14 protein-coding genes and 1 tRNA gene are annotated in these 18,243 nt (G+C 70.1%); 10 read left to right on the forward strand and 5 right to left on the reverse strand.

Annotated features, from left to right (window positions below):
• Positions 1–22 precede the first annotated feature (22 nt).
• The 8 genes from AX018_RS04910 (at position 23) to AX018_RS04945 (ending at position 8,801) form a co-directional block, all read left to right on the forward strand.
• Positions 23–802, forward strand: coding sequence for a type VI secretion system accessory protein TagJ (locus AX018_RS04910; RefSeq protein WP_111876188.1), 780 nt, complete (start codon positions 23–25; stop codon positions 800–802).
• 16 nt (positions 803–818) lie between these two features.
• Complete coding sequence (gene tssE, locus AX018_RS04915) at positions 819–1,340, forward strand: type VI secretion system baseplate subunit TssE (RefSeq protein ID WP_111876189.1); 522 nt, start codon at positions 819–821, stop codon at positions 1,338–1,340.
• A gap of 73 nt (positions 1,341–1,413) precedes the next feature.
• Complete coding sequence (gene tssF, locus AX018_RS04920; protein ID WP_111876190.1) at positions 1,414–3,288, forward strand: type VI secretion system baseplate subunit TssF; 1,875 nt, start codon at positions 1,414–1,416, stop codon at positions 3,286–3,288.
• Complete coding sequence (tssG, locus tag AX018_RS04925; RefSeq protein WP_211322366.1) at positions 3,285–4,415, forward strand: type VI secretion system baseplate subunit TssG; 1,131 nt, start codon at positions 3,285–3,287, stop codon at positions 4,413–4,415. Before tssF ends, tssG begins: the two co-directional genes overlap by 4 nt.
• Positions 4,416–4,473: 58 nt before the next feature.
• Positions 4,474–7,194: a type VI secretion system ATPase TssH gene (gene tssH, locus AX018_RS04930; RefSeq protein WP_111876191.1), complete on the forward strand. Its 2,721-nt coding sequence runs from the start codon at positions 4,474–4,476 to the stop codon at positions 7,192–7,194.
• A gap of 297 nt (positions 7,195–7,491) precedes the next feature.
• Positions 7,492–7,583: transfer RNA gene (locus AX018_RS04935), tRNA-Leu, on the forward strand.
• A 14-nt stretch (positions 7,584–7,597) separates the two neighbouring features.
• Positions 7,598–8,227, forward strand: a complete 630-nt coding sequence (locus AX018_RS04940; protein ID WP_111876192.1) for a DUF6806 family protein — start codon at positions 7,598–7,600, stop codon at positions 8,225–8,227.
• A gap of 49 nt (positions 8,228–8,276) precedes the next feature.
• Positions 8,277–8,801, forward strand: a complete 525-nt coding sequence (locus AX018_RS04945; protein ID WP_111876235.1) for a M48 metallopeptidase family protein — start codon at positions 8,277–8,279, stop codon at positions 8,799–8,801.
• 75 nt (positions 8,802–8,876) lie between these two features.
• On the opposite strand, the gene murI is transcribed toward AX018_RS04945, so the two are convergent.
• From murI to AX018_RS04960, 3 genes are all read right to left on the reverse strand, one after another.
• Positions 8,877–9,788, reverse strand: a complete 912-nt coding sequence (murI, locus tag AX018_RS04950; protein WP_111876193.1) for a glutamate racemase — start codon at positions 9,786–9,788, stop codon at positions 8,877–8,879.
• 40 nt (positions 9,789–9,828) lie between these two features.
• Positions 9,829–11,388, reverse strand: coding sequence for a fumarate hydratase (locus AX018_RS04955; RefSeq protein WP_111876194.1), 1,560 nt, complete (start codon positions 11,386–11,388; stop codon positions 9,829–9,831).
• A 102-nt stretch (positions 11,389–11,490) separates the two neighbouring features.
• Positions 11,491–13,701 carry a putative bifunctional diguanylate cyclase/phosphodiesterase gene (locus tag AX018_RS04960; RefSeq protein ID WP_245951435.1) on the reverse strand — a complete coding sequence of 737 codons (2,211 nt, stop codon included), beginning with the start codon at positions 13,699–13,701 and terminating at the stop codon, positions 11,491–11,493.
• Positions 13,702–13,927: 226 nt separating this feature from the next.
• Here AX018_RS04960 and fumC point away from each other — a divergent pair, with 226 nt between their 5' ends.
• Positions 13,928–15,313, forward strand: a complete 1,386-nt coding sequence (fumC, locus tag AX018_RS04965; RefSeq protein WP_111876195.1) for a class II fumarate hydratase — start codon at positions 13,928–13,930, stop codon at positions 15,311–15,313.
• Between the two features lie 94 nt (positions 15,314–15,407).
• Here fumC and AX018_RS04970 read toward each other — a convergent pair whose 3' ends face one another.
• Positions 15,408–16,646, reverse strand: coding sequence for an MFS transporter (locus AX018_RS04970; RefSeq protein WP_245951436.1), 1,239 nt, complete (start codon positions 16,644–16,646; stop codon positions 15,408–15,410).
• The gene (locus AX018_RS04975) at positions 16,628–17,176 is read right to left on the reverse strand and encodes a GNAT family N-acetyltransferase (protein WP_111876197.1); all 549 of its coding nucleotides are present in this window, start codon (positions 17,174–17,176) and stop codon (positions 16,628–16,630) included. Before AX018_RS04975 ends, AX018_RS04970 begins: the two co-directional genes overlap by 19 nt.
• A 70-nt stretch (positions 17,177–17,246) precedes the next feature.
• Between AX018_RS04975 and AX018_RS04980 the strand changes: the two genes are divergently transcribed.
• Positions 17,247–18,173, forward strand: coding sequence for a LysR family transcriptional regulator (locus AX018_RS04980; protein ID WP_211322367.1), 927 nt, complete (start codon positions 17,247–17,249; stop codon positions 18,171–18,173).
• Positions 18,174–18,243 lie beyond the last annotated feature (70 nt).

Below are 18,243 nucleotides of genomic sequence, written 5' to 3' on the forward strand. Positions count from 1 at the left end.
TGCGGACCACCGCATCCATTCCATGAATTTCGATTTCAAGCGCCCGCTGGATCGCCAGTTGGCCGACCTCAAAGATGCCATCCGGGGAAAGCCGGAGGACTCCACGCTGCGGGTGTTCTATTTCCAGATGCTGGCGGTGCATGGGGAGTGGCAGAAGGCGCTGGATCAGCTGCAGATCTGCGCACGGCTGGACCGCAAGGCCGAGACGATGGCCCGGGCCTACCGCGAGGTGATCCTCTGCGAAGTCGCGCGGCGCGACGTGTTCGCAGGCAAGCGCACGCCCAACATCCTCGGGCAGCCCCCCGAGTGGCTTGGGTGGCTGGTGGAGGCCTTGCAGTGCCTGGCCAACGGCCAGGCGCAACAGGCGGCCGACCTGCGGGCCGCTGCGTTCGAGCAGGCCCCCGCATCGGCGGGCGAGCTCGACGGGGATGCGTTCGAGTGGCTCGCCGACTCGGATGCCCGGCTGGGGCCCGTCTGCGAGCTGTACGCCAACGGCAGTTACTACTGGGTGCCGTTCGCGAGCGTGTCGCAGATCAGTTTCGAGAAACCGCAGGATCTGCGGGATCTGGTGTGGTCGGCCTGCGAGGTCACCCTGCTCAATGGCGGGGTGATGCATGGCTTCATCCCGACCCGCTACCCTGGCTCCGAGTGTGTCGAGCGGGACGAGATCCGTCTGGCGCGCGGCACGGAATGGCGGGACCTGGGCGATGAGCAGGCGTATGGCCTGGGCCAGCGGGTCTGGATCACCGACCGTGCCGATGTCGCGCTGCTGGATGCGCGGCGCGTGAAGTTCTCGGTGTGATCGGGGCAGCCGACGTATGGCAACGCAGAGCAAGGAGAACTACGGGCACGGCAAGGACCGTCTGCAGCCTGCGTTGCTGGACCGTCTGACCGATCATGAACCATCCCGGCGCACCGAGCGGGCGGATGCGGTGTACGTGACCGAGCCCCGGCTGCGCCAGGCGCTGCTGCGGGATCTCAACTGGCTCTTGAATGCGTCCGACGCATCGTCGCACATCGATTTCGATGGCTTGCCCCAAGCGGAGCGCTCGGTGCTCAATTTCGGCATGAAGCCGCTCGCGGGGCAATTGCTGTCCGAGCTTGACTGGAAAGACGTGGAGGCCGCGATCCTGAAGGCGATCCTGCTGCATGAGCCCCGCATCCTGCCGCGGACCCTGTCCGTGGCGCTGGCGCCGTCCAGCAAGCTGTTCAGCCACCACAACACCCTGCAGTTCGAGATCCGGTGCCAGTTCTGGTCGTCTCCTTATCCGCTCGAACTGCTGCTCAAGACCAGCATGGACCTGGAGACGGGCCAGGTCGTGGTGTCGGACCAGCGATGATGATTTTCTCCGTTGGGTGCCTTTGCCGGCCCCGTGTGATCGCCGCGGGTACGCGGCCGGGAGCCCTTGAGACATGAACCCGCGGCTGGTCGAGTATTACAACCGGGAGCTGAGTTACCTGCGCGAGCTGGGGGCCGAGTTCGCGGCGGCGTTTCCCAAGATCGCGGGACGGCTTTCGCTGCGGGAGTTGGAGGTGGCCGATCCCTATGTGGAGCGGCTGCTGGAGGGCTTCAGCTTTCTGACGGCACGCATCCAGATGAAGATGGACGCGGAGTTCCCGCGCCTGTCCCAGCGCATCCTGGAGATGGTGTGCCCCCACTATCTGGCACCCACGCCCTCGATGGTGGTCGTGCAGATGGAGCCCAGCGACAGCGAGGGCAGCCTGCAGGACGGCTACACGCTGGAAGCCGGGAGCGTGATCCGTGCCCGCAAGACGGCCGACAACCAGACGCCCTGCGATTTCCGGACGGGGCACCCCATCACGCTGTGGCCCATCGATCTCGCGCAGGCCCGCCTGGGCGGGCCGCCGCTCGACCTGCCGCTGTCGCGCCTGGGCCTCGCGGAAGAGGCCGCCGGCCATCTGCGCTTCACGCTGGCGACGCGCGGCGCGGCGCAGTGGTGCCATTTGCGCATGGACCGGCTCGATCTGCACATCTCCGCGTCCGACACGGTGGCCTCGCACTTGCAGGAGCTGATCCACGAGTCGGTGATCGGGGTGGTCATCCACGATGCGCAGGATGCCTCGCGTGTCTGGGCCCACCTGCCCGCCGACGCGGTGCATGCCGAGGGCTATGAGCAGTCGCAGGCGCTCCTGCCCTATACCCATCGCAGCTTTCAGGGGCATCGCCTGCTGCACGAGTATTTCGCCTTTCCCGCGCGGTTCCGGTTCTTTTCCATCCGGGGGCTGCAGGAGGCCCTGGCCCGCGTGCAGGGGGCGCAGGTGGCGATCACCCTGCTGCTGCGGCGTGCCCAGCCCCAGCTCGAAGCACAGGTGGACCGCAACAAGTTTCTGCTGCATTGCGTGCCCGCCATCAATCTGTTCGAGCGCGCCGCCGACCGCATTCATGTGTCCACGGGTGTGCACGAATACCACGTGGTGCCCGATCGGACCCGGCCCCGCGATTTCGAGGTCTACAGCGTGCTGGGGGTGACGGGGCATCGCGAGGGGCGGCTCAAGGACCAGGAGTTCCTGCCTCTCTTCGCGTCCATTCACGGCATCCGTGCCGGGGATCAGGCGTATTTCGCCATGCGGCGGGAGCCCCGGCTGTTCTCCGAGCATGCGGCGCGCTTCGGGCCTCGCACGCAGTATCTCGGCAGCGAGGTTTTCATCTCCTTGGTCGACCAGCGCGAGGCCCCGTTCTCCGACGACCTGAAGCAGCTCAGCGTGCGCACGCTGTGCACCAACCGCGATCTGCCGCTGCTCATGGGCGGGCGGGACGAACAGGGCGATTTCACGCTCGTGGAGTCCGCGCCCGTGGATGCGGTGCGCACGGTCGCGGGCCCGACGCGGCCGACGTCCAGCATCGCCGAGAACGAGATCACCTGGCGCCTGATATCGCACCTGTCCATCAATTACCTGGCGATGACCGATCTCTCCGAGGAGGAAGGGGCGGCCACGCTGCGCGACCTGCTCAGGCTCTACCTGGACCTTGGAGACCGGGATCTCTCCGGCCAGATCGCGGCCATCCGGTCGATGGACATCGCCCCCATCACGCGCCGTCTGCCGCAGCATGGCCAGCTGGTGTACGGGCGCGGCGTCGGCGTGACGGTGGGCGTGGACGAAGGGCCCCTGGCCGGCGTGAGCCCCTGGCCGCTGGTGGCGGTGCTGGAGCGTTTCCTGGCGCGCCACGTGGGCGTGAACAGCTTCACCGAGCTGTCGCTGCGCTCGCGCCAACGCGGGGCGATCGCGCGCTGGCGCGTGCGGCCCGGCCAGAGGCCCAGCACATGAGCGACCGCCTGCCGCCCAGCGCTGTCTCCCGTGCGGACGATGCCGGTGCGCCTGAGCAGGCCGCGCCGCGGGCAGGCGTGGACGCTGCCCTGTTCTGGCAGCGCCTGCGCCGGGACCCGCACCAGTTCGACCTGTTCTTTGCCTTGCGCATGCTCCAGGCGCGCGACCGGGCGCATCCGCGCTTCGGCAAGGCCCTGCGGCCTCGGGACGAGCCGCTGCGGCTGGGGCAGGACCCCTCGCTGGCTTTCGCGCCGGCCACCATCGCGGAGATCCTGCCGGCAGTGGCTGGCCAGCCCGAGCGGATGATGGTCTGGAATTTCGGCCTCTACGGGCCGAACGGGCCCATGCCCACGCACCTGACCGAATACGTGCGCGAGCGCCTGCGCCAGTACGACGATCCGACGCTGGCGCGCTTTTCGGACGTCTTCCACCACCGGCTGCTCATGCTGTTCTTCCGGGCATGGTCCGACCCGCAGCCGACCACATCGCTCGACCGGCCGGAGGACGACTCCTTCGGCCGCCACATGCGCAGCCTGATTGGCTACGGCGAGCGCACCCAGCGGGGCCGCGACGATGTGCCGGAGCATGCCAAGCAGTACGTGGCCGGGCATCTCACGCGGTGGACGCGCAACCCGGAAGGCCTGACGTCCGCGATCCGCCTGTATTTCCAGGTGCCGGTGGAGCTCATCGAGTTCACGCTGCACTACCTCGTGCTGGACCCCGACCAGCAGACCGCGCTGTCTCGGGTGCCGCGCAATGCCCGCCTGGGCCTCGATACCGTGGTGGGCAGCCGCGTGCCGGATGCGCAGGGCAAGTTCCGGCTGCGCATCGGCCCCTTGCCGCTCGCGCAGTACGAACGCTTCCTGCCCGGAGGCCCCGATTTCCAGGCACTCGTAGACTGGGTCCGCAACTACGTCGGCATCGAGTTCGCCTGGGATTTCGAGCTGGTCCTGCGCCGCGAGGACGTTCCGCCCTGCCAGCTCGGCGGGGCCGTGCGGCTGGGCTGGACCACCTGGTCCTTCAATGGCCCGGCGCAGCGCGATCCCGATGACTTCCGGCTCGATGCCGAGCAGTGGCTGGCACTGCGCCGGCAGAGGGCCCGCCCGGCCGCCGCCGCTGCGGCCTGAGTGCCGCCGTTCCTTTCGTTTCCATTGTCCAGAACCCCGCATCCATCAACGAGGTCCCATGTCTGAAATCAGCCGGCAAGCCCTTTTCGGCAAGCTCAATCCTCTGCTCTTCAAGTCGCTCGAGAGCGCGACGGTGTTCTGCAAGCTGCGCGGAAATCCGTATGTGGAACTGGTGCACTGGCTGCACCAGTTGCTGCAGGAGACCGATTCCGACCTGATCCGGCTGCTGCGCCATTTCGGCATCGATGCCGACCGGTTGTCCGCCGACGTGCTGCAGAGCCTGGACCGCCTGCCGCGCGGAGCCACCTCCATCAGCGACTTCTCGGCGCAGATCGAGACCTCGATCGAGCGCGGCTGGGTCTATGCCACGCTGATGTATGGCGAATCGCAGATCCGCAGCGCGTACTGGCTGTCGGGCATGCTGCGCACGCGGGCCCTGGCCAACGAGCTGCGGGCGATCTCGCCGGAATTGGGCAAGCTGGGCGAGCCCGCACTGAGCGATACCTTCGGGCGCCTGCTGCCGGATTCCCCCGAATCCCGCCTGCGGGCCGCGGACGGCTCCGGCGTGGGGGGCGTCCCCGGCGAGGCGAGCGGCGCCACGGCGCCCACCGCGGGGCGCGGCGAGGCGCTGCAGCGCTACACGGTCGATCTCACCGAGCGGGCGCGCCTGCAGGAGCTGGACCCCGTCACCGGGCGCGACGAAGAGGTGCGCCAGATGGTGGACATCCTCATGCGGCGCCGGCAGAACAATCCCATCCTGGTCGGCGAGGCCGGCGTGGGCAAGACAGCCGTGGTGGAGGGGCTCGCGCTGCGCATCGCCGCGGGCGACGTGCCGCCGCCGCTCAAGGACGTGCAGCTGCGGGTGGTGGACATCGGCCTGCTGCAGGCGGGGGCCAGCATGAAGGGCGAGTTCGAGAACCGCCTGCGGGCGCTGCTCGACGAAGTGCAGGCCAGTACGGTGCCGATCGTGCTGTTCATCGACGAGGTGCACACGCTGGTCGGCGCGGGCGGGCAGGCCGGAACGGGCGATGCGGCCAACCTGCTCAAGCCGGCGCTCGCGCGCGGCGTGCTCCGCACCATCGGCGCGACCACCTGGGCCGAGTACAAGAAGTACATCGAGAAAGACCCCGCGCTCACGCGGCGCTTCCAGCTCGTGCAGATCCACGAGCCGGACGAGCCCAAGGCCGTGCACATGCTGCGTGGCGTGGCCGCCAAGCTGGAGTCCCACCACAAGGTGCGCATCGGCGAGGACGCGGTCGCGGCCGCGGTGACCCTGTCGCACCGCTACATCCCGTCGCGGCAGCTGCCCGACAAGGCCGTGAGCCTGCTCGACACGGCCTGCTCGCGGGTGGCCCTGGGCCTGCACGCGACCCCCGCGCGCCTGGAGTCCGTGGTGCGCCAGCTCGAAGCCCTCCAGGTGGAGAAGGGTATCGTGCAGCGCGAGCTGGACCTGGGCGTGGGCGATGCCGGCCGCTTCGACACCATCGTGGAATCGATCGCGCGGCTCGAAGCCGAGCAGGCCACGCTGCGGGAGCGCTTCGATCGCGAAAAGGCGCTGGTGCAGCAGATCGTGGACGCGGAGGCCGGGCTGCTGAAGCAGCGCGGGGCCGCCGCGGACGACGCCCCGCAGGCGCCGGCCACGCCGCCCGCCGCCGAGGCGCCCGTAGCGGGTGCCGCCGGTGCACCGGCCGTCTCCTCGCAGGCCCTGGGCGCCTTGCGCGATGAACTGGCGGGCCTGCAGGGCGAGGACCCGCTGCTGCAGCCCGTGGTCGATGCGAGCGTGGTGGCCGCCGTGGTGGCGGAGTGGACGGGCATTCCCGTCGGCCGCATGGTGCGCGACGAGGTGCAGTCGGTGCTGTCGCTGGCGGACACGCTGGAGAAGCGGGTGATCGGCCAGCGCCATGGCCTGGACGCCATCACGCGCCGCATCCAGACGGCGCGCGCGCAGCTGGACAACCCGGGCAAGCCGATCGGCGTATTCATGCTGGCAGGCCCCTCGGGCGTGGGCAAGACCGAGACGGCGCTGTCGCTGGCCGAGGCGCTGTACGGCGGCGAGCAGAACCTCATCACCATCAACATGAGCGAATACCAGGAGGCGCACACGGTCTCCACGCTCAAGGGCGCGCCTCCGGGCTATGTGGGCTATGGCGAGGGCGGCGTGTTGACGGAGGCCGTGCGCCGCCGTCCCTACAGCGTGGTGCTGCTCGACGAGATCGAGAAGGCCCACCCCGACGTCCACGAGCTTTTCTTCCAGGTGTTCGACAAGGGCTGGATGGAGGACGGGGAGGGGCGCTACATCGACTTCAAGAACACCGTGATCATCCTCACGTCCAACGTGGGTTCGGACCTGATCGCGGGCATGTGCCGCGATCCCGAACTCGTGCCGGGGCCCGAGGCGCTGGCGAAGGCGGTGCGCCCGCCGCTGCTGGAGAAGTTTCCGGCCGCGCTGCTGGGCCGGCTGGTGGTGGTGCCGTACTACCCCATCTCGGACGCCATGCTGGAGCAGATCATCCGCCTGCAGCTGCAGCGCATCCAGACCCGGATCGCCGAGCGCCACGGCGCGGCGTTCGAGTTCGACGATGCCGCCATCCAGCTCATCCGGCAGCGCTGCACCGAGGTGGAGTCCGGCGCGCGGATGGTGGACGGCATCATCACGCAGAATCTGCTGCCACGCTTGGCGATGCGCTTCCTGCAGAGTTCCGTCGAATCGAAGTCCATCCGCCAGATCCGGCTCGGTGCGGCAGACAGCGATTTCACGATCGCCTACGAGGAGGCCTGAGGGCCCCGGAGGGCCGGCCGGCCCTCGGGATGGCCGTATTTCCACGGATGCCGGTCACGGGAAATTGGTACATAATCGATGTTTTCTGTGTGAAGGGCTGAGGAGCCTTTCGCAATCAGAACCACGCCGGGAACCACTGGTCATTCCCACTCCGTTCGATGAAAGGGAAGCTGCGGCTTCCCTTTTTTATTGCTGTGCAGGCGAGGCCTGCGTGTCCGCTGCGAGGCAGGGCGGGCATTGCGCGGGCCAATGTCCGGGGTTACGCTGCGATGCAGACACCCGGGCCCCACGGCCGGCGCCCCGATGGTGAAATTGGTAGACACTGCGGACTTAAAATCCGCCGCTTCCTGCGAAGGGGCGTGCCGGTTCGATCCCGGCTCGGGGCACCACTAACGATTCGATCATGTCAAGTTACAACGCTCCTTTTGAAATCCACGTCCACGGCCAGGTGCAATTGCGTGCCGACACCACCTTCGAGCAGCTGCAGGACGCCCTGAAACCCCTCTGGAAGTACGCGGGTGCCCGCTCCCTCGCGGATGGCGCCGCCAGTACCTACGAGGAAGAGCCGGGCATCCAGTTCGATGCGAAGGAGCACGTGCTGAACATCTGCTGGACCGTGCATGGCGACGAGGATTTCCGCCAGTCGCTCGACGAGATGTGCATGAGCCTGAACGAGCTGTCCGAGCAGGGCGCCGCCATCGAGGTGACGTTCTACGACACCGAGTTCGACGAAGAGGAAGAAGACGACGGCACCGAGGCGCGCGACGATTTCGTGATGCTGTTCGTCGGGCCCACGCCTGCGGCCATCATGCAGGTGCAGCGCGATCTGCTGGTGCAGGACGTGGTCCACATGATGGAGCGCCACTTCGACGGCGCGGAGCTCAGCGGCGTGGTGGCCGAGATCGACAAGCTCTTCTCCCAGCGCTTCGACGCCCTGGTGAACTCGCTGGAGATCGGCAAGCCCCCGCGCGGCGCGGGCGGCTCCGGTTCCGGCGGCCATGGCGGCGGCCGGCGGCCCCGGCACCTGCATTGAATTGACGGGCGGCCCCACCCCGGCCCGCGTGCGGCCGCAGGCGGCTCCGATGCCGGCATCCACCACCGATCTGCCCTATCTGCGGGGCTACCCCGAGGCGCTGTGCGCGCAGGTGGGGGCGCTGGCGTCCGCTGCGCAGCTGGGCACGACCCTGCTGCGCCGTTATCCCCAGGCGCACGCGGTGCGCGATGACAAGGCCCTCTACCGCTATGCCGCCGAACTGAGGGCGCGCCACCTGCGCAATGCGGCGCCGGTGAACAAGGTGGCGTTCGACAGCAAGATCCACGTGATGCGGCATGCCCTGGGGCTGCACACGGCGTCCTCGCGCGTGCAGGGCGGGCGTCTTGCGGCGCGCCACGAGATCCGTGTGGCCTCGATGTTCAAGCAGGTGCCCGAGGAGTTCCTGCGCATGATCGTGGTGCACGAGCTGGCCCATCTGCGCGAGAAGGACCACGGCAAGGCGTTCTACCAGCTCTGTGAAACCATGGAGCCGCGCTATCACCAGTACGAGTTCGATACCCGTGTGTACCTCACCCACCTGGAGCTGGGGGGCGAGCCGCTCTGGCGGGGTTGAGGTGATGAAACCGCCCCCTGTGGCGGTTGGGGGGTCGGAGAGCGCCTGAAGCGCGCAGGGCGGGCGCTCGCTCGATCAGGGGGCCAGGGCCGGGAGCGTGGGCAGAGCCGGGGGGCAGGCCGCTTCTTCCATCGGGACCGACACCGTGCCGCAGGCCTGCGGCGGCAGGTCCAGCCAGCGCCCGGCGGCCGCCTGCAGCGGCGCCAGATCGCCGGTGGTGAACAGCCGCACCGTGCCCGCGCCGGGCCCGTCCGGGGCCTGCAGGCCCGCGGCATCGAGCAGGCGCCGGGTCTGCCGGGCCACCGGCTCCCCCGTCTCCACCAGTTGCACGCCCGGGCCGATCAGCGACCGCAATTCGGCTTCGGCGAAGACGTAGTGCGTGCAGCCGAGCACCAGGGTGTCGATGTCGCCCGGTTCCTGGCCGAATCGGCCCATGGTCGCCGTGTAATCTGCGCAGAGTGCTCTTATTTTTGTAGCGGATGGCGCATCGCCGAGGGTGTCGGCGGTGCTGCATTCGATGGCGTAGGCCAGGCCGTCGCAGGGCTGGACCACGAATTCCGCCTGCCCCTGGAGGGATTCATGCAGCCGGCGGAACTTGGCGCTGGTGAGCGTGCCACGGGTGCCGATCACGCCCACGCGCCCGGTGCGCGTGAGCGCCACGGCCGGCTTGAGGGCCGGCTCCACGCCCACCAGGGGCAGCTCCGGGTACTGGCCGCGCACGTCGTGGATGGCCGCCGCGGTCGCGGTATTGCAGGCCACGACCAGGGCCTTGATGCCATGGGCCTGCCGCAGGTGGCGGGCGATGGCATGGGTGCGGCTGGCCACGTAGGCGTCGCCGCGCTCGCCATACGGCGCATGGGCGCTGTCGGCGAGGTACACGAAGCGCTCCCGGGGCAGGGCGGCGCGCAGCGCGCGCAGCACGCTCAGGCCCCCGATGCCGCTGTCGAAGACGCCGATGGGCGAGGCAGGATCGGTCAATGAGGGCATGGGCATGGCGCGCGCGGTGGTGGTCGTGCGGGAGGCCGACTCAGGCGGCCACGAGGTCGATGGCCTTGAACTCGCCCGTGGCGATGCGTTTCTGCCATTCGGCCGGGCCGGTGATGTGGGCGCTGGTGCCGCCCGCGTCCACGGCCACGGTGACGGGCATGTCCACGACGTCGAATTCGTAGATGGCCTCCATGCCCAGGTCCTTGAAGCCCACCACCCGGGCCTTCTTGATGGCCTTGCTGACGAGGTAGGCGGCGCCGCCCACGGCCATCAGGTAGGCCGACTGGTGCTTCTTGATCGCCTCGATGGCGACCGGGCCGCGCTCGGACTTGCCGATCATGGCGATCAGGCCGGTTTGGGCCAGCATCATGTCGGTGAATTTGTCCATGCGCGTGGCGGTGGTGGGGCCGGCGGGGCCCACGGCCTCGTCCTTGACCGGATCGACCGGGCCGACGTAGTAGATGACGCGGTGGGTGAAATCGACCGGCAGCGGCTCGCCCCGGGCCAGCATGTCCTGGATGCGCTTGTGCGCGGCATCGCGGCCGGTGAGCATCTTGCCGTTGAGCAGCAGCGTGTCGCCGGGCTTCCAGCCCGCGACTTCCTCGCGCGTTAGGGTGTCGAGGTTGACGCGCCGGCTCTTGTTGTAGTCGGGCGCCCAGTCGATCTTCGGCCAGAGGTCGAGCGAGGGGGCTTCCAGGTACACGGGGCCGGAGCCGTCCATCACGAAGTGCGCATGGCGCGTGGCCGCGCAGTTGGGGATCATGGCCACGGGCTTGGAGGCGGCGTGCGTGGGGTACATCTTGATCTTGACGTCCAGCACGGTGGTGAGGCCGCCCAGGCCCTGCGCGCCGATGCCCAGGGCGTTGACCTTCTCGTAGAGCTCCAGGCGCAGCTCCTCGACCGGGTCGAGCTTCTCGCCGCGCCGGCTCTTGTCCTGCAGCTCGTACATGTCCAGGTCGTCCATGAGGCTCTCCTTGGCCAGCAGCACGGCCTTCTCGGCGGTGCCGCCGATGCCGATGCCCAGCATGCCCGGCGGGCACCAGCCGGCGCCCATGGTGGGCACGGTCTTGAGCACCCAGTCCACGAGGTTGTCGCTGGGGTTCATCATGACCATCTTGGACTTGTTCTCGCTGCCGCCGCCCTTGGCCGCGACGGTGATGTCCACCGTGCCGCCCGGCACGATCTGCGTGAAGATCACGGCCGGCGTGTTGTCCCGGGTGTTCTTGCGGGCGAACAGCGGATCGGCCACCACGCTCGCGCGCAGGGTGTTGTCGGGGTGGTTGTAGCCGCGGCGCACGCCCTCGTTGACCGCGTCCTCCAGGCCCAGGCCGGCCGGAAAGCCCTCCCAGCGCACGTCCATGCCGATCTTGAGGAAGACGTTGACGATGCCGGTGTCCTGGCAGATGGGGCGCTGGCCGGTGGCGCTCATCTTGCTGTTGGTGAGGATCTGGGCCATCGCGTCCCGGGCCGCCGGGCTCTGCTCGCGCTCGTAGGCGCGGGCCAGGTGGGCGATGTAGTCGGTGGGGTGGTAGTAGCTGATGTACTGCAGGGACGCGGCAATGGATTCCACGAGGTCGTGGTACCGGATGGTCGTGGTCATGGTGGGGGTATCGTAGTTATGGAGCTGACGGCGGCAATTATCGCGCCGAGCCCCGGCGGGAGTGGCGCGGCGGCGCGGTGGCCCGTGCGTGGGTGCCGCCCGTCAGGCGGATGCCGCCGGGGGCGGCATCATGTCTTCCAGCGAGCCCACCACCGAGGGGGTGAAGTCGGCCGATCCTTCCGGCTTGTCGCCCAGGGCCCAGGCCAGCAGCGTGTCCGCCGGCATGGGGCGGGCGAAGAAGAAGCCCTGCAGCTCGTCGCAGCGCATCGCCAGCAGGATGTCGCGCTGCCCGGAGGTCTCGACGCCCTCGGCCACCACGCGCAGCCCCAGCGCATGGGCCAGCCGCACGACCGCATCGACCACGGCGCGCGCGTCCTCTTCGTCCTCCAGGTCGCGCACGAAGCTGCGGTCGATCTTGAGCTGCTGCGCCGGGAGCTGCCGCAGGTAGTTGAGGCTGGAGTAGCCGGTGCCGAAGTCGTCGATCGAGAGGAACACGCCGATGCGGCCGAGTTCCTCGAAGGTGCGCTGGGTGGCGCGCGTGTCCTCCATGGCGACGGATTCGGTGATCTCGCACAGCAGGTGCGAGGCCGGCACGCCATGGTGCGCGAGCGCCTGGCGGATGCGCTCGGCCAGGCCGCTTTCCCGCAGTTGATAGACCGACAGGTTGATGGCCACGCGCATGTGCAGGCCGGCATGCGTCCAGGAGGCCATCTGGCGGCACGCCTCCTCGATCACCCAGTTGCCGAGCTGGGCGATGAGGCCGAAGCGCTCGGCCAGCGGGATGAAGACCGCCGGGCTGACCATGCCGCGCTGCGCGTGCTGCCAGCGCAGCAGCGCCTCCACGCCGTTGATGCGGCCGCGCAGGCCGTCGATCTTGGGCTGGTAGTGCAGCGCGAGTTCGCCCCGGGCGATGGCGTGGCGCAGGTCGTTCTGCAGTTCGAGCTGCTCGGTGGCGTCCGAATCCATGTGCGACTCGAACAGCGCGAATCCGTTGCCTCCCGCGCGCTTGGCGGCATACATGGCGGCGTCGGCATTGGCCACGAGCTTGTCGCGCTCGCCGTGGTCGGGGTGCACGACGATGCCGATGGAGCCGGTGATCTGCACGCTCTTGCCCGCCACTTCGAACGGCTCGCCGAGGGAGGCCAGCAGCCGGTGGGCCGCGGCGATGCAGTCGGCCGGGTCGTTGACCTCTTCGAGCAGCAGCAGGAATTCGTCGCCGCCCACGCGCGCGACCGTGTCGCTCTGGCGGGCCGCGGCCCTCAGCCGCGCCGCGGCGCTGCGCAGGATGGCATCGCCCGCGGCATGGCCGAAGGAGTCGTTGATGGGCTTGAACCCGTCGAGGTCCACGAACATCACGGCGAGCCGCGTGCCCGCGCGGCGCAGCAGCGTGCGGTCGAGCCGCAGCAGGGCGTGCGCGAGCCGGTCCTCGAAGAGCAGGCGGTTGGGCAGGCCCGTGAGCGGATCGGCGAAGGCCTGCTTCTGGAGCGCGGCATTGGCCGACTGGAGCTGGGCATTGCTTTCCTGCAGCGACGCATTGAGCCGGCGCGCGGTGTTCTGCAGCCGGGCATCGAGCAGGGCGGTGAAGAGCGTGCCCAGCAGCAGCATGCCGGTGGACATCAGCACCATCGCGGTGAGGCCGGTGCCGCCCAGGCCGTCGGCGCTCAGGCACACCGAGCCCTCGGGAAAGGAGGCCGCCGCCATGCCGGTGTAGTGCATGCCGCAGATGGCCAGGCCCATCGCCAGCGCGGCGGCCACCTGGCGCGGCAGCCGGCGCCGCGCGCCCACGCGCAGCAGCCACTGGAACAGGGACAGGGCCGCGGCCGACGCCAGGAAGGCCACGGCCACGGACAGCACCACCAGCGGGCGGTTCCACACGATGTCGAGCGACATCACCAGGGCGTGCATGCCGATGTAGTGCATGCCGCTGATGCCTGCGCCCATGGCCGCCGCGCCGAGCAGCAGGTGCCAGGGCCGCACCCGGGGCAGGCTCGCGAGGCCCAGCGCCACGCCGGAGGCGGCCACGGCCGCCGTCCAGGACAGCAGCGTGAGGCCCCCGGTGAAACCCAGCGCGATGGGCAGCTCGAAGGCCTGCATGCCCAGGAAGTGCATGGTCCAGATGCCCGTGCCCATCACCAGCGACCCCGCCGCCCACCAGATGGCGCCCACCTGGCGGCGCGACGCGTGCACGCGCCGCGCCAGATCGAGCGTGACGTAGCTGGCCAGCACCGCGATGGCGAAGGAGGCCGCGACCACCAGCGGATCATGGCGCGAGGGCATGAACGCGGACGCGGCAAGGGCGGGATCGGCTGGCATGGAGGTGGCGGGCGGTACGGTACGGGGCCGGGTGGTGGCAGTGTATCCAGGGGTTACAGATCCTGCGTGCCCCGGGGAAACCCTGGAGTGCACAAATGAGAATGGTTCCGTTTGGCGTATGCTGTGGCCGCCGGGCCGCCAGCGTTCGCCATGGCCGGACGCGCCAGGCGGTGCCGGGGTGCACCCCCTTGCCGGTGCTTGCTTTCCATCCATCAGAATTGACGAAATGACCACCCGTACCGAACGCGATACCTTCGGCCCCATCGAGGTGCCGGCCCACCAGCTCTGGGGCGCCCAGACGCAGCGCTCGCTGCAGAACTTCGACATCTCCGGCGAGCAGCAGCCGCGCGAGATCATCAAGGCGCTGGCCCAGGTCAAGCGCGCGTCGGCCACGGTGAACCACGCGCTGGGCCTGCAGGACGCGAAGAAGACCGAAGCCATCCTGGCCGCGGCCGACGAGGTGATCGCCGGCCGGCACCCCACCGAGTTCCCGCTGGTCGTGTGGCAGACGGGCTCCGGCACGCAGACCAACATGAACGTGAACGAGGTGCTGGCCAACCGGGCGAGCGAGATCCTCGGCGGCGAGCGCGGCGAGGGCCGCCTCGTGCACCCCAACGACGACGTGAACCGCAGCCAGTCGAGCAACGACGTGTTCCCCACCGCCATGCACGTGGCGGCGGTGGAGGCGCTCACGCACCGCCTGCTGCCGGCCATCGGCAAGTTGCGCGCCACGCTGGAGGCCAAGGCGAAGGCATTCGACGGCATCGTGAAGATCGGCCGCACCCACCTGCAGGACGCCACGCCGCTCACGCTGGGCCAGGAGATCTCCGGCTGGGTGGCGCAGCTGCGGCACGGCGAGAAGCACGTGCGCGATGCGTTGCCGCACCTCTATGAGCTGGCCCTGGGCGGCACGGCCGTGGGCACGGGGCTGAACGCGCCCAAGGGCTATGCCGAGGGCGTGGCGAAGGCGCTGGCCGAGCTGACCGGGCTGCCCTTCGTCACCTCGCCCAACAAGTTCGAGTCGCTTGCCTCCTGCGATGCGCTGGTGCACGCGCACGGCGCGCTCAAGACCCTGGCGGCCAGCATGATGAAGATCGCCAACGACGTGCGCTGGCTCGCCAGCGGCCCGCGCAGCGGCATCGGCGAGCTCACCATTCCCGAGAACGAGCCGGGCTCTTCGATCATGCCGGGCAAGGTGAACCCCACGCAGAGCGAGGCCGTCACGATGCTGTCCGCGCAGGTGTTCGGCAACGACGTGGCGATCAACTTCGGCGGCGCCTCGGGCAACTTCGAGCTGAACGTGTTCCGCCCCATGGTGGCGCACAACTTCCTGCAGAGCGTGCGCCTGCTGGCCGACGGCATCGTGAGCTTCAACGACCACTGCGCCGTGGGCATCGAGCCCAACCGCGAGCGCATCGGCGAGCTGGTGGAGCGTTCGCTGATGCTGGTGACGGCGCTCAACACCCACATCGGCTACGACAAGGCCGCCTTCATCGCCAAGAAGGCGCACAAGGAGGGCACGTCGCTGCGCGAGGCCGCGATCGCCTCCGGCCACGTGACGGGCGAGCAGTTCGACCAGTGGGTCGTGCCCGGCAACATGGTGGGGCGCTGACGCGAGGCACCCCCCTGGCTGCGCCGCTTTCCCTGGCGGCGGCGCGATGCCGGTGGCCTGATCCGCAGCCATGGACGGGGGCGCGGCGCCGGCTTCAGGCGCCCCGGGTGAGGCGGCGCAGCCGCAGGATCATCCCGGGCCCGAGCAGCGCGCCGGCGGCCACCGTGCTCCAGGCCAGTCCCCAGGCCATCGCCGGCGCGTGGCCCCGTCCCCAGTCCAGCGCGAGCCCGAACGCCATCGGGCTCACGGCGCCGGCGCCGAAGCCCATCACCGATCGCACCGAGTAGGCGGCGCCCAGCCGCTCGGGCGGCACCATGTCCGCCAGCGCGGTGGAATACACCGACGAATCCGCGATCGCCAGCAGGTTGTAGAGCGCGCCGGCCAGCGCCACGGCCCACAGCGGTGCACCGCCGATCCAGCCGAAGCCGAGGGCGCAGGCCAGGCTCGCGCAGGAGGCCGCCATCATGACGGTGGTGCGCCCGAGGCGGTCGGACAGGCTGCCGCCCGCCAGGCTGCCCGCCACGCTGACCAGGTGCGCCAGGGCCGCCAGCGCGATGCCCTGCGCGGGCGAGAGGCCCCCCTGCGCGGCGGACACCGCCAGATAGGTCGGCAGCCAGGCCCACAGCGCCATCAGCTCCCAGCAGTGCGCCGCATAGGCCCAGCTGCCGGCCATCGCCTTGCGGTCGCGCAGGGTGGCGCCGAGCGCGGAGCGCACCGACGGGCGCCGTGCGCCGCAGGCCGCCGGATCGGGCCGCATGCGGCGCAGCGCGGGCACGGTGAGCACCGCGCCCAGGGCGCACACGCCGGCGATCGCCAGCAGCACCGTGCGCCAGGGCAGCGCGTGGCTGGTGGCGGCGACCAGCGCCAGCGACAGCCCGTAGCCCAGCGACGCGGCGCCGATGAACGCGCCCATGGCCCGGCCCCGCGCCTGCGGCGGCGCGTTCGCCGCCAGCAACTGCAGGCCGGGGCTGTAGCAGGCGCTTGCGCACAGGCCCGCCAGTCCGAAGAGCAGGGCCGCCGACAGCGGCCCGCGCAGGCCCAGCGCGAAGGCGAAAGCCGCCAGGGCCATGAGCAGGCTGCCCGCGAGAAACACGCGCCGGGGCCCCACGCGGTCCGCGATGAAGCCCACCGCGAAGAGCGACACCAGGTAGCCCGCGTGCCAGGCCCCCTGCACCATGCCGGCGCGCGCGGCGGACAGCTGCCAGTCCGCCATGACCTGCGGCAGCACGCCGGCCCAGGCCGTGGCCACCGTGGCCTGCAGCGTGCGGGTGGCGCACAGCAGGGCCAGCCAGCCGGGGGCGGGCCGCTGCGCCGTCATGCCGGGCCGGGGCACAGCGCCCGCTGCATCAGCACGGTGTCCAGCGCCACGCCGAACTTGCGGCCCACGCCGCGCAGCACGCCCACTTCGTGGAAGCCGGCGCGCTGGTGCAGCCGCAGGGAGCCCGCGTTGGCGCTGTCGCCCACGACGGCCACCATCTGCTCGTACCCCGCGCGGGTGCACTCGTCGATGACCGCATCGAGCAGCAACCGGCCGATGCCCCGCCCCTGGTGCGCGGCGCCCACGTAGACGGAGTTCTCCACCGTGCCCCGGTAGGCCGCGCGCGCCCGGTAGCGCACCGCATAGGCGTAGCCCAGCAGCTCGCCGTCCTCTTCCACCACCAGCCAGGGCAGGCCCGCCGCGCGCACGGCCTGCAGCCGCTGGCCCATCTCGTGGAGCGAGGGCACCTCTTCCTCGAAGGAGCAGCGCGCGTGCAGCACGTAGGGCGCGTAGAGGCCGCGGATCGCGGGCAGGTGGTGGTCTCCGGCCGGGACGGGGCGCAGCCGGGGGCGGACGGGAAGGAGTGGGGGTGTGTCGTGTGTCATGCGGCCGATGTTGACGGCGTGCCGCTGATAAGGGAACCTTGTGCGTCTTGTCATCAGCATAAGGAATCCTTTGTCATCGAACTGGACCCTGGACCAACTGGAAGTCTTCCTGCAGGTGCTGGAAGCGGGCAGCTTCTCCGCGGCGGCGGACCGGCTCGGCGTGAGCCAGCCGGCGGTGAGCCTGCAGGTGCGCCAGCTGGAGCGGCGCCTGGGCGTGCGCCTGATCGAGCGCGTGGGCAAGCGGGTCGCCCCGACGCCCGCGGGGGCGGAGCTGCGGCACCACGGCCAGGGCGTGCAGGCCGCGGTCCGCGCGGCCTCGGAGGCCGTGCGGGCCCATGCCGCGGGCGTGACCGGCACGGTGCGCCTGGGCACGGGGGCCACGGCCTGCCTGCATTTCCTGCCGGCGGTGCTGCGCGGCCTGCGCCAGCTCCATCCCACGCTGCAGGTCGTGGTGAGCACGGGCAACACGGCCGACTGCCTGCAGCAGGTCGAACACAACCTGCTCGACATGGCGCTGGTCACCCTGCCGGCGGCCCGCCGCGCGCTGTACGTGCGGCCGGTGCTGCAGGACCCCTTCGCCGCCATCGCGCCGCCGGGCGCCGCCCTGCCGCGCACCCACGTGCGGCCCCGCGACTGGCAGGAGGCGCCGCTCGTGCTCTTCGAGCCCGCCGCCCACACACGCGCGCTGATCGATGCCTGGTTCGTCGCGGGCGGCCCCAAGCCCCGGCCCGTCATGGAGCTGGGCAGCGTCGAGGCGATCAAGGAGATGGTGGCGTCGGGGCTGGGCTACAGCATCGTGCCGGCGATGTCCCTGCGCGACGCGGACCGGCTGCGCCTGCAGGTGCGCCCGCTGCGCCCCGCGCTGGCCCGCTCGCTGGGCCTCGTCGTGCGCCAGGACAAGCCGATGGCCCGCGGCATGCAGGCCCTGGCGGACGCGATCGTCGCCGGCGCGCGGGAGCGGCCGGCGCCCCCTGCAGGGGCTTCAGGGCCTTCCTGAGACCGATTCAGGGTCAAAGGGGCTCCATGTCGCCGTATCCATTGGGTTGTTTGCTATTTAAATGGTAGCA

This window comes from Paracidovorax anthurii, from assembly GCF_003269065.1.
Taxonomy (GTDB): domain Bacteria; phylum Pseudomonadota; class Gammaproteobacteria; order Burkholderiales; family Burkholderiaceae_C; genus Paracidovorax; species Paracidovorax anthurii.

Coding starts and splice junctions, on each gene's coding strand:
- AX018_RS04975 (WP_111876197.1), bottom strand. CDS start 17,176: ATGACACACGACACACCCCCACTCCTTCCCGTCCGCCCCCGGCTGCGC.
- AX018_RS04960 (WP_245951435.1), bottom strand. CDS start 13,701: ATGCCAGCCGATCCCGCCCTTGCCGCGTCCGCGTTCATGCCCTCGCGC.
- tssG (WP_211322366.1), top strand. CDS start 3,285: ATGAGCGACCGCCTGCCGCCCAGCGCTGTCTCCCGTGCGGACGATGCC.
- AX018_RS04940 (WP_111876192.1), top strand. CDS start 7,598: ATGTCAAGTTACAACGCTCCTTTTGAAATCCACGTCCACGGCCAGGTG.
- AX018_RS04955 (WP_111876194.1), bottom strand. CDS start 11,388: ATGACCACGACCATCCGGTACCACGACCTCGTGGAATCCATTGCCGCG.
- tssE (WP_111876189.1), top strand. CDS start 819: ATGGCAACGCAGAGCAAGGAGAACTACGGGCACGGCAAGGACCGTCTG.
- AX018_RS04910 (WP_111876188.1), top strand. CDS start 23: ATGAATTTCGATTTCAAGCGCCCGCTGGATCGCCAGTTGGCCGACCTC.
- murI (WP_111876193.1), bottom strand. CDS start 9,788: ATGCCCTCATTGACCGATCCTGCCTCGCCCATCGGCGTCTTCGACAGC.
- fumC (WP_111876195.1), top strand. CDS start 13,928: ATGACCACCCGTACCGAACGCGATACCTTCGGCCCCATCGAGGTGCCG.
- tssF (WP_111876190.1), top strand. CDS start 1,414: ATGAACCCGCGGCTGGTCGAGTATTACAACCGGGAGCTGAGTTACCTG.
- AX018_RS04945 (WP_111876235.1), top strand. CDS start 8,277: ATGCCGGCATCCACCACCGATCTGCCCTATCTGCGGGGCTACCCCGAG.
- tssH (WP_111876191.1), top strand. CDS start 4,474: ATGTCTGAAATCAGCCGGCAAGCCCTTTTCGGCAAGCTCAATCCTCTG.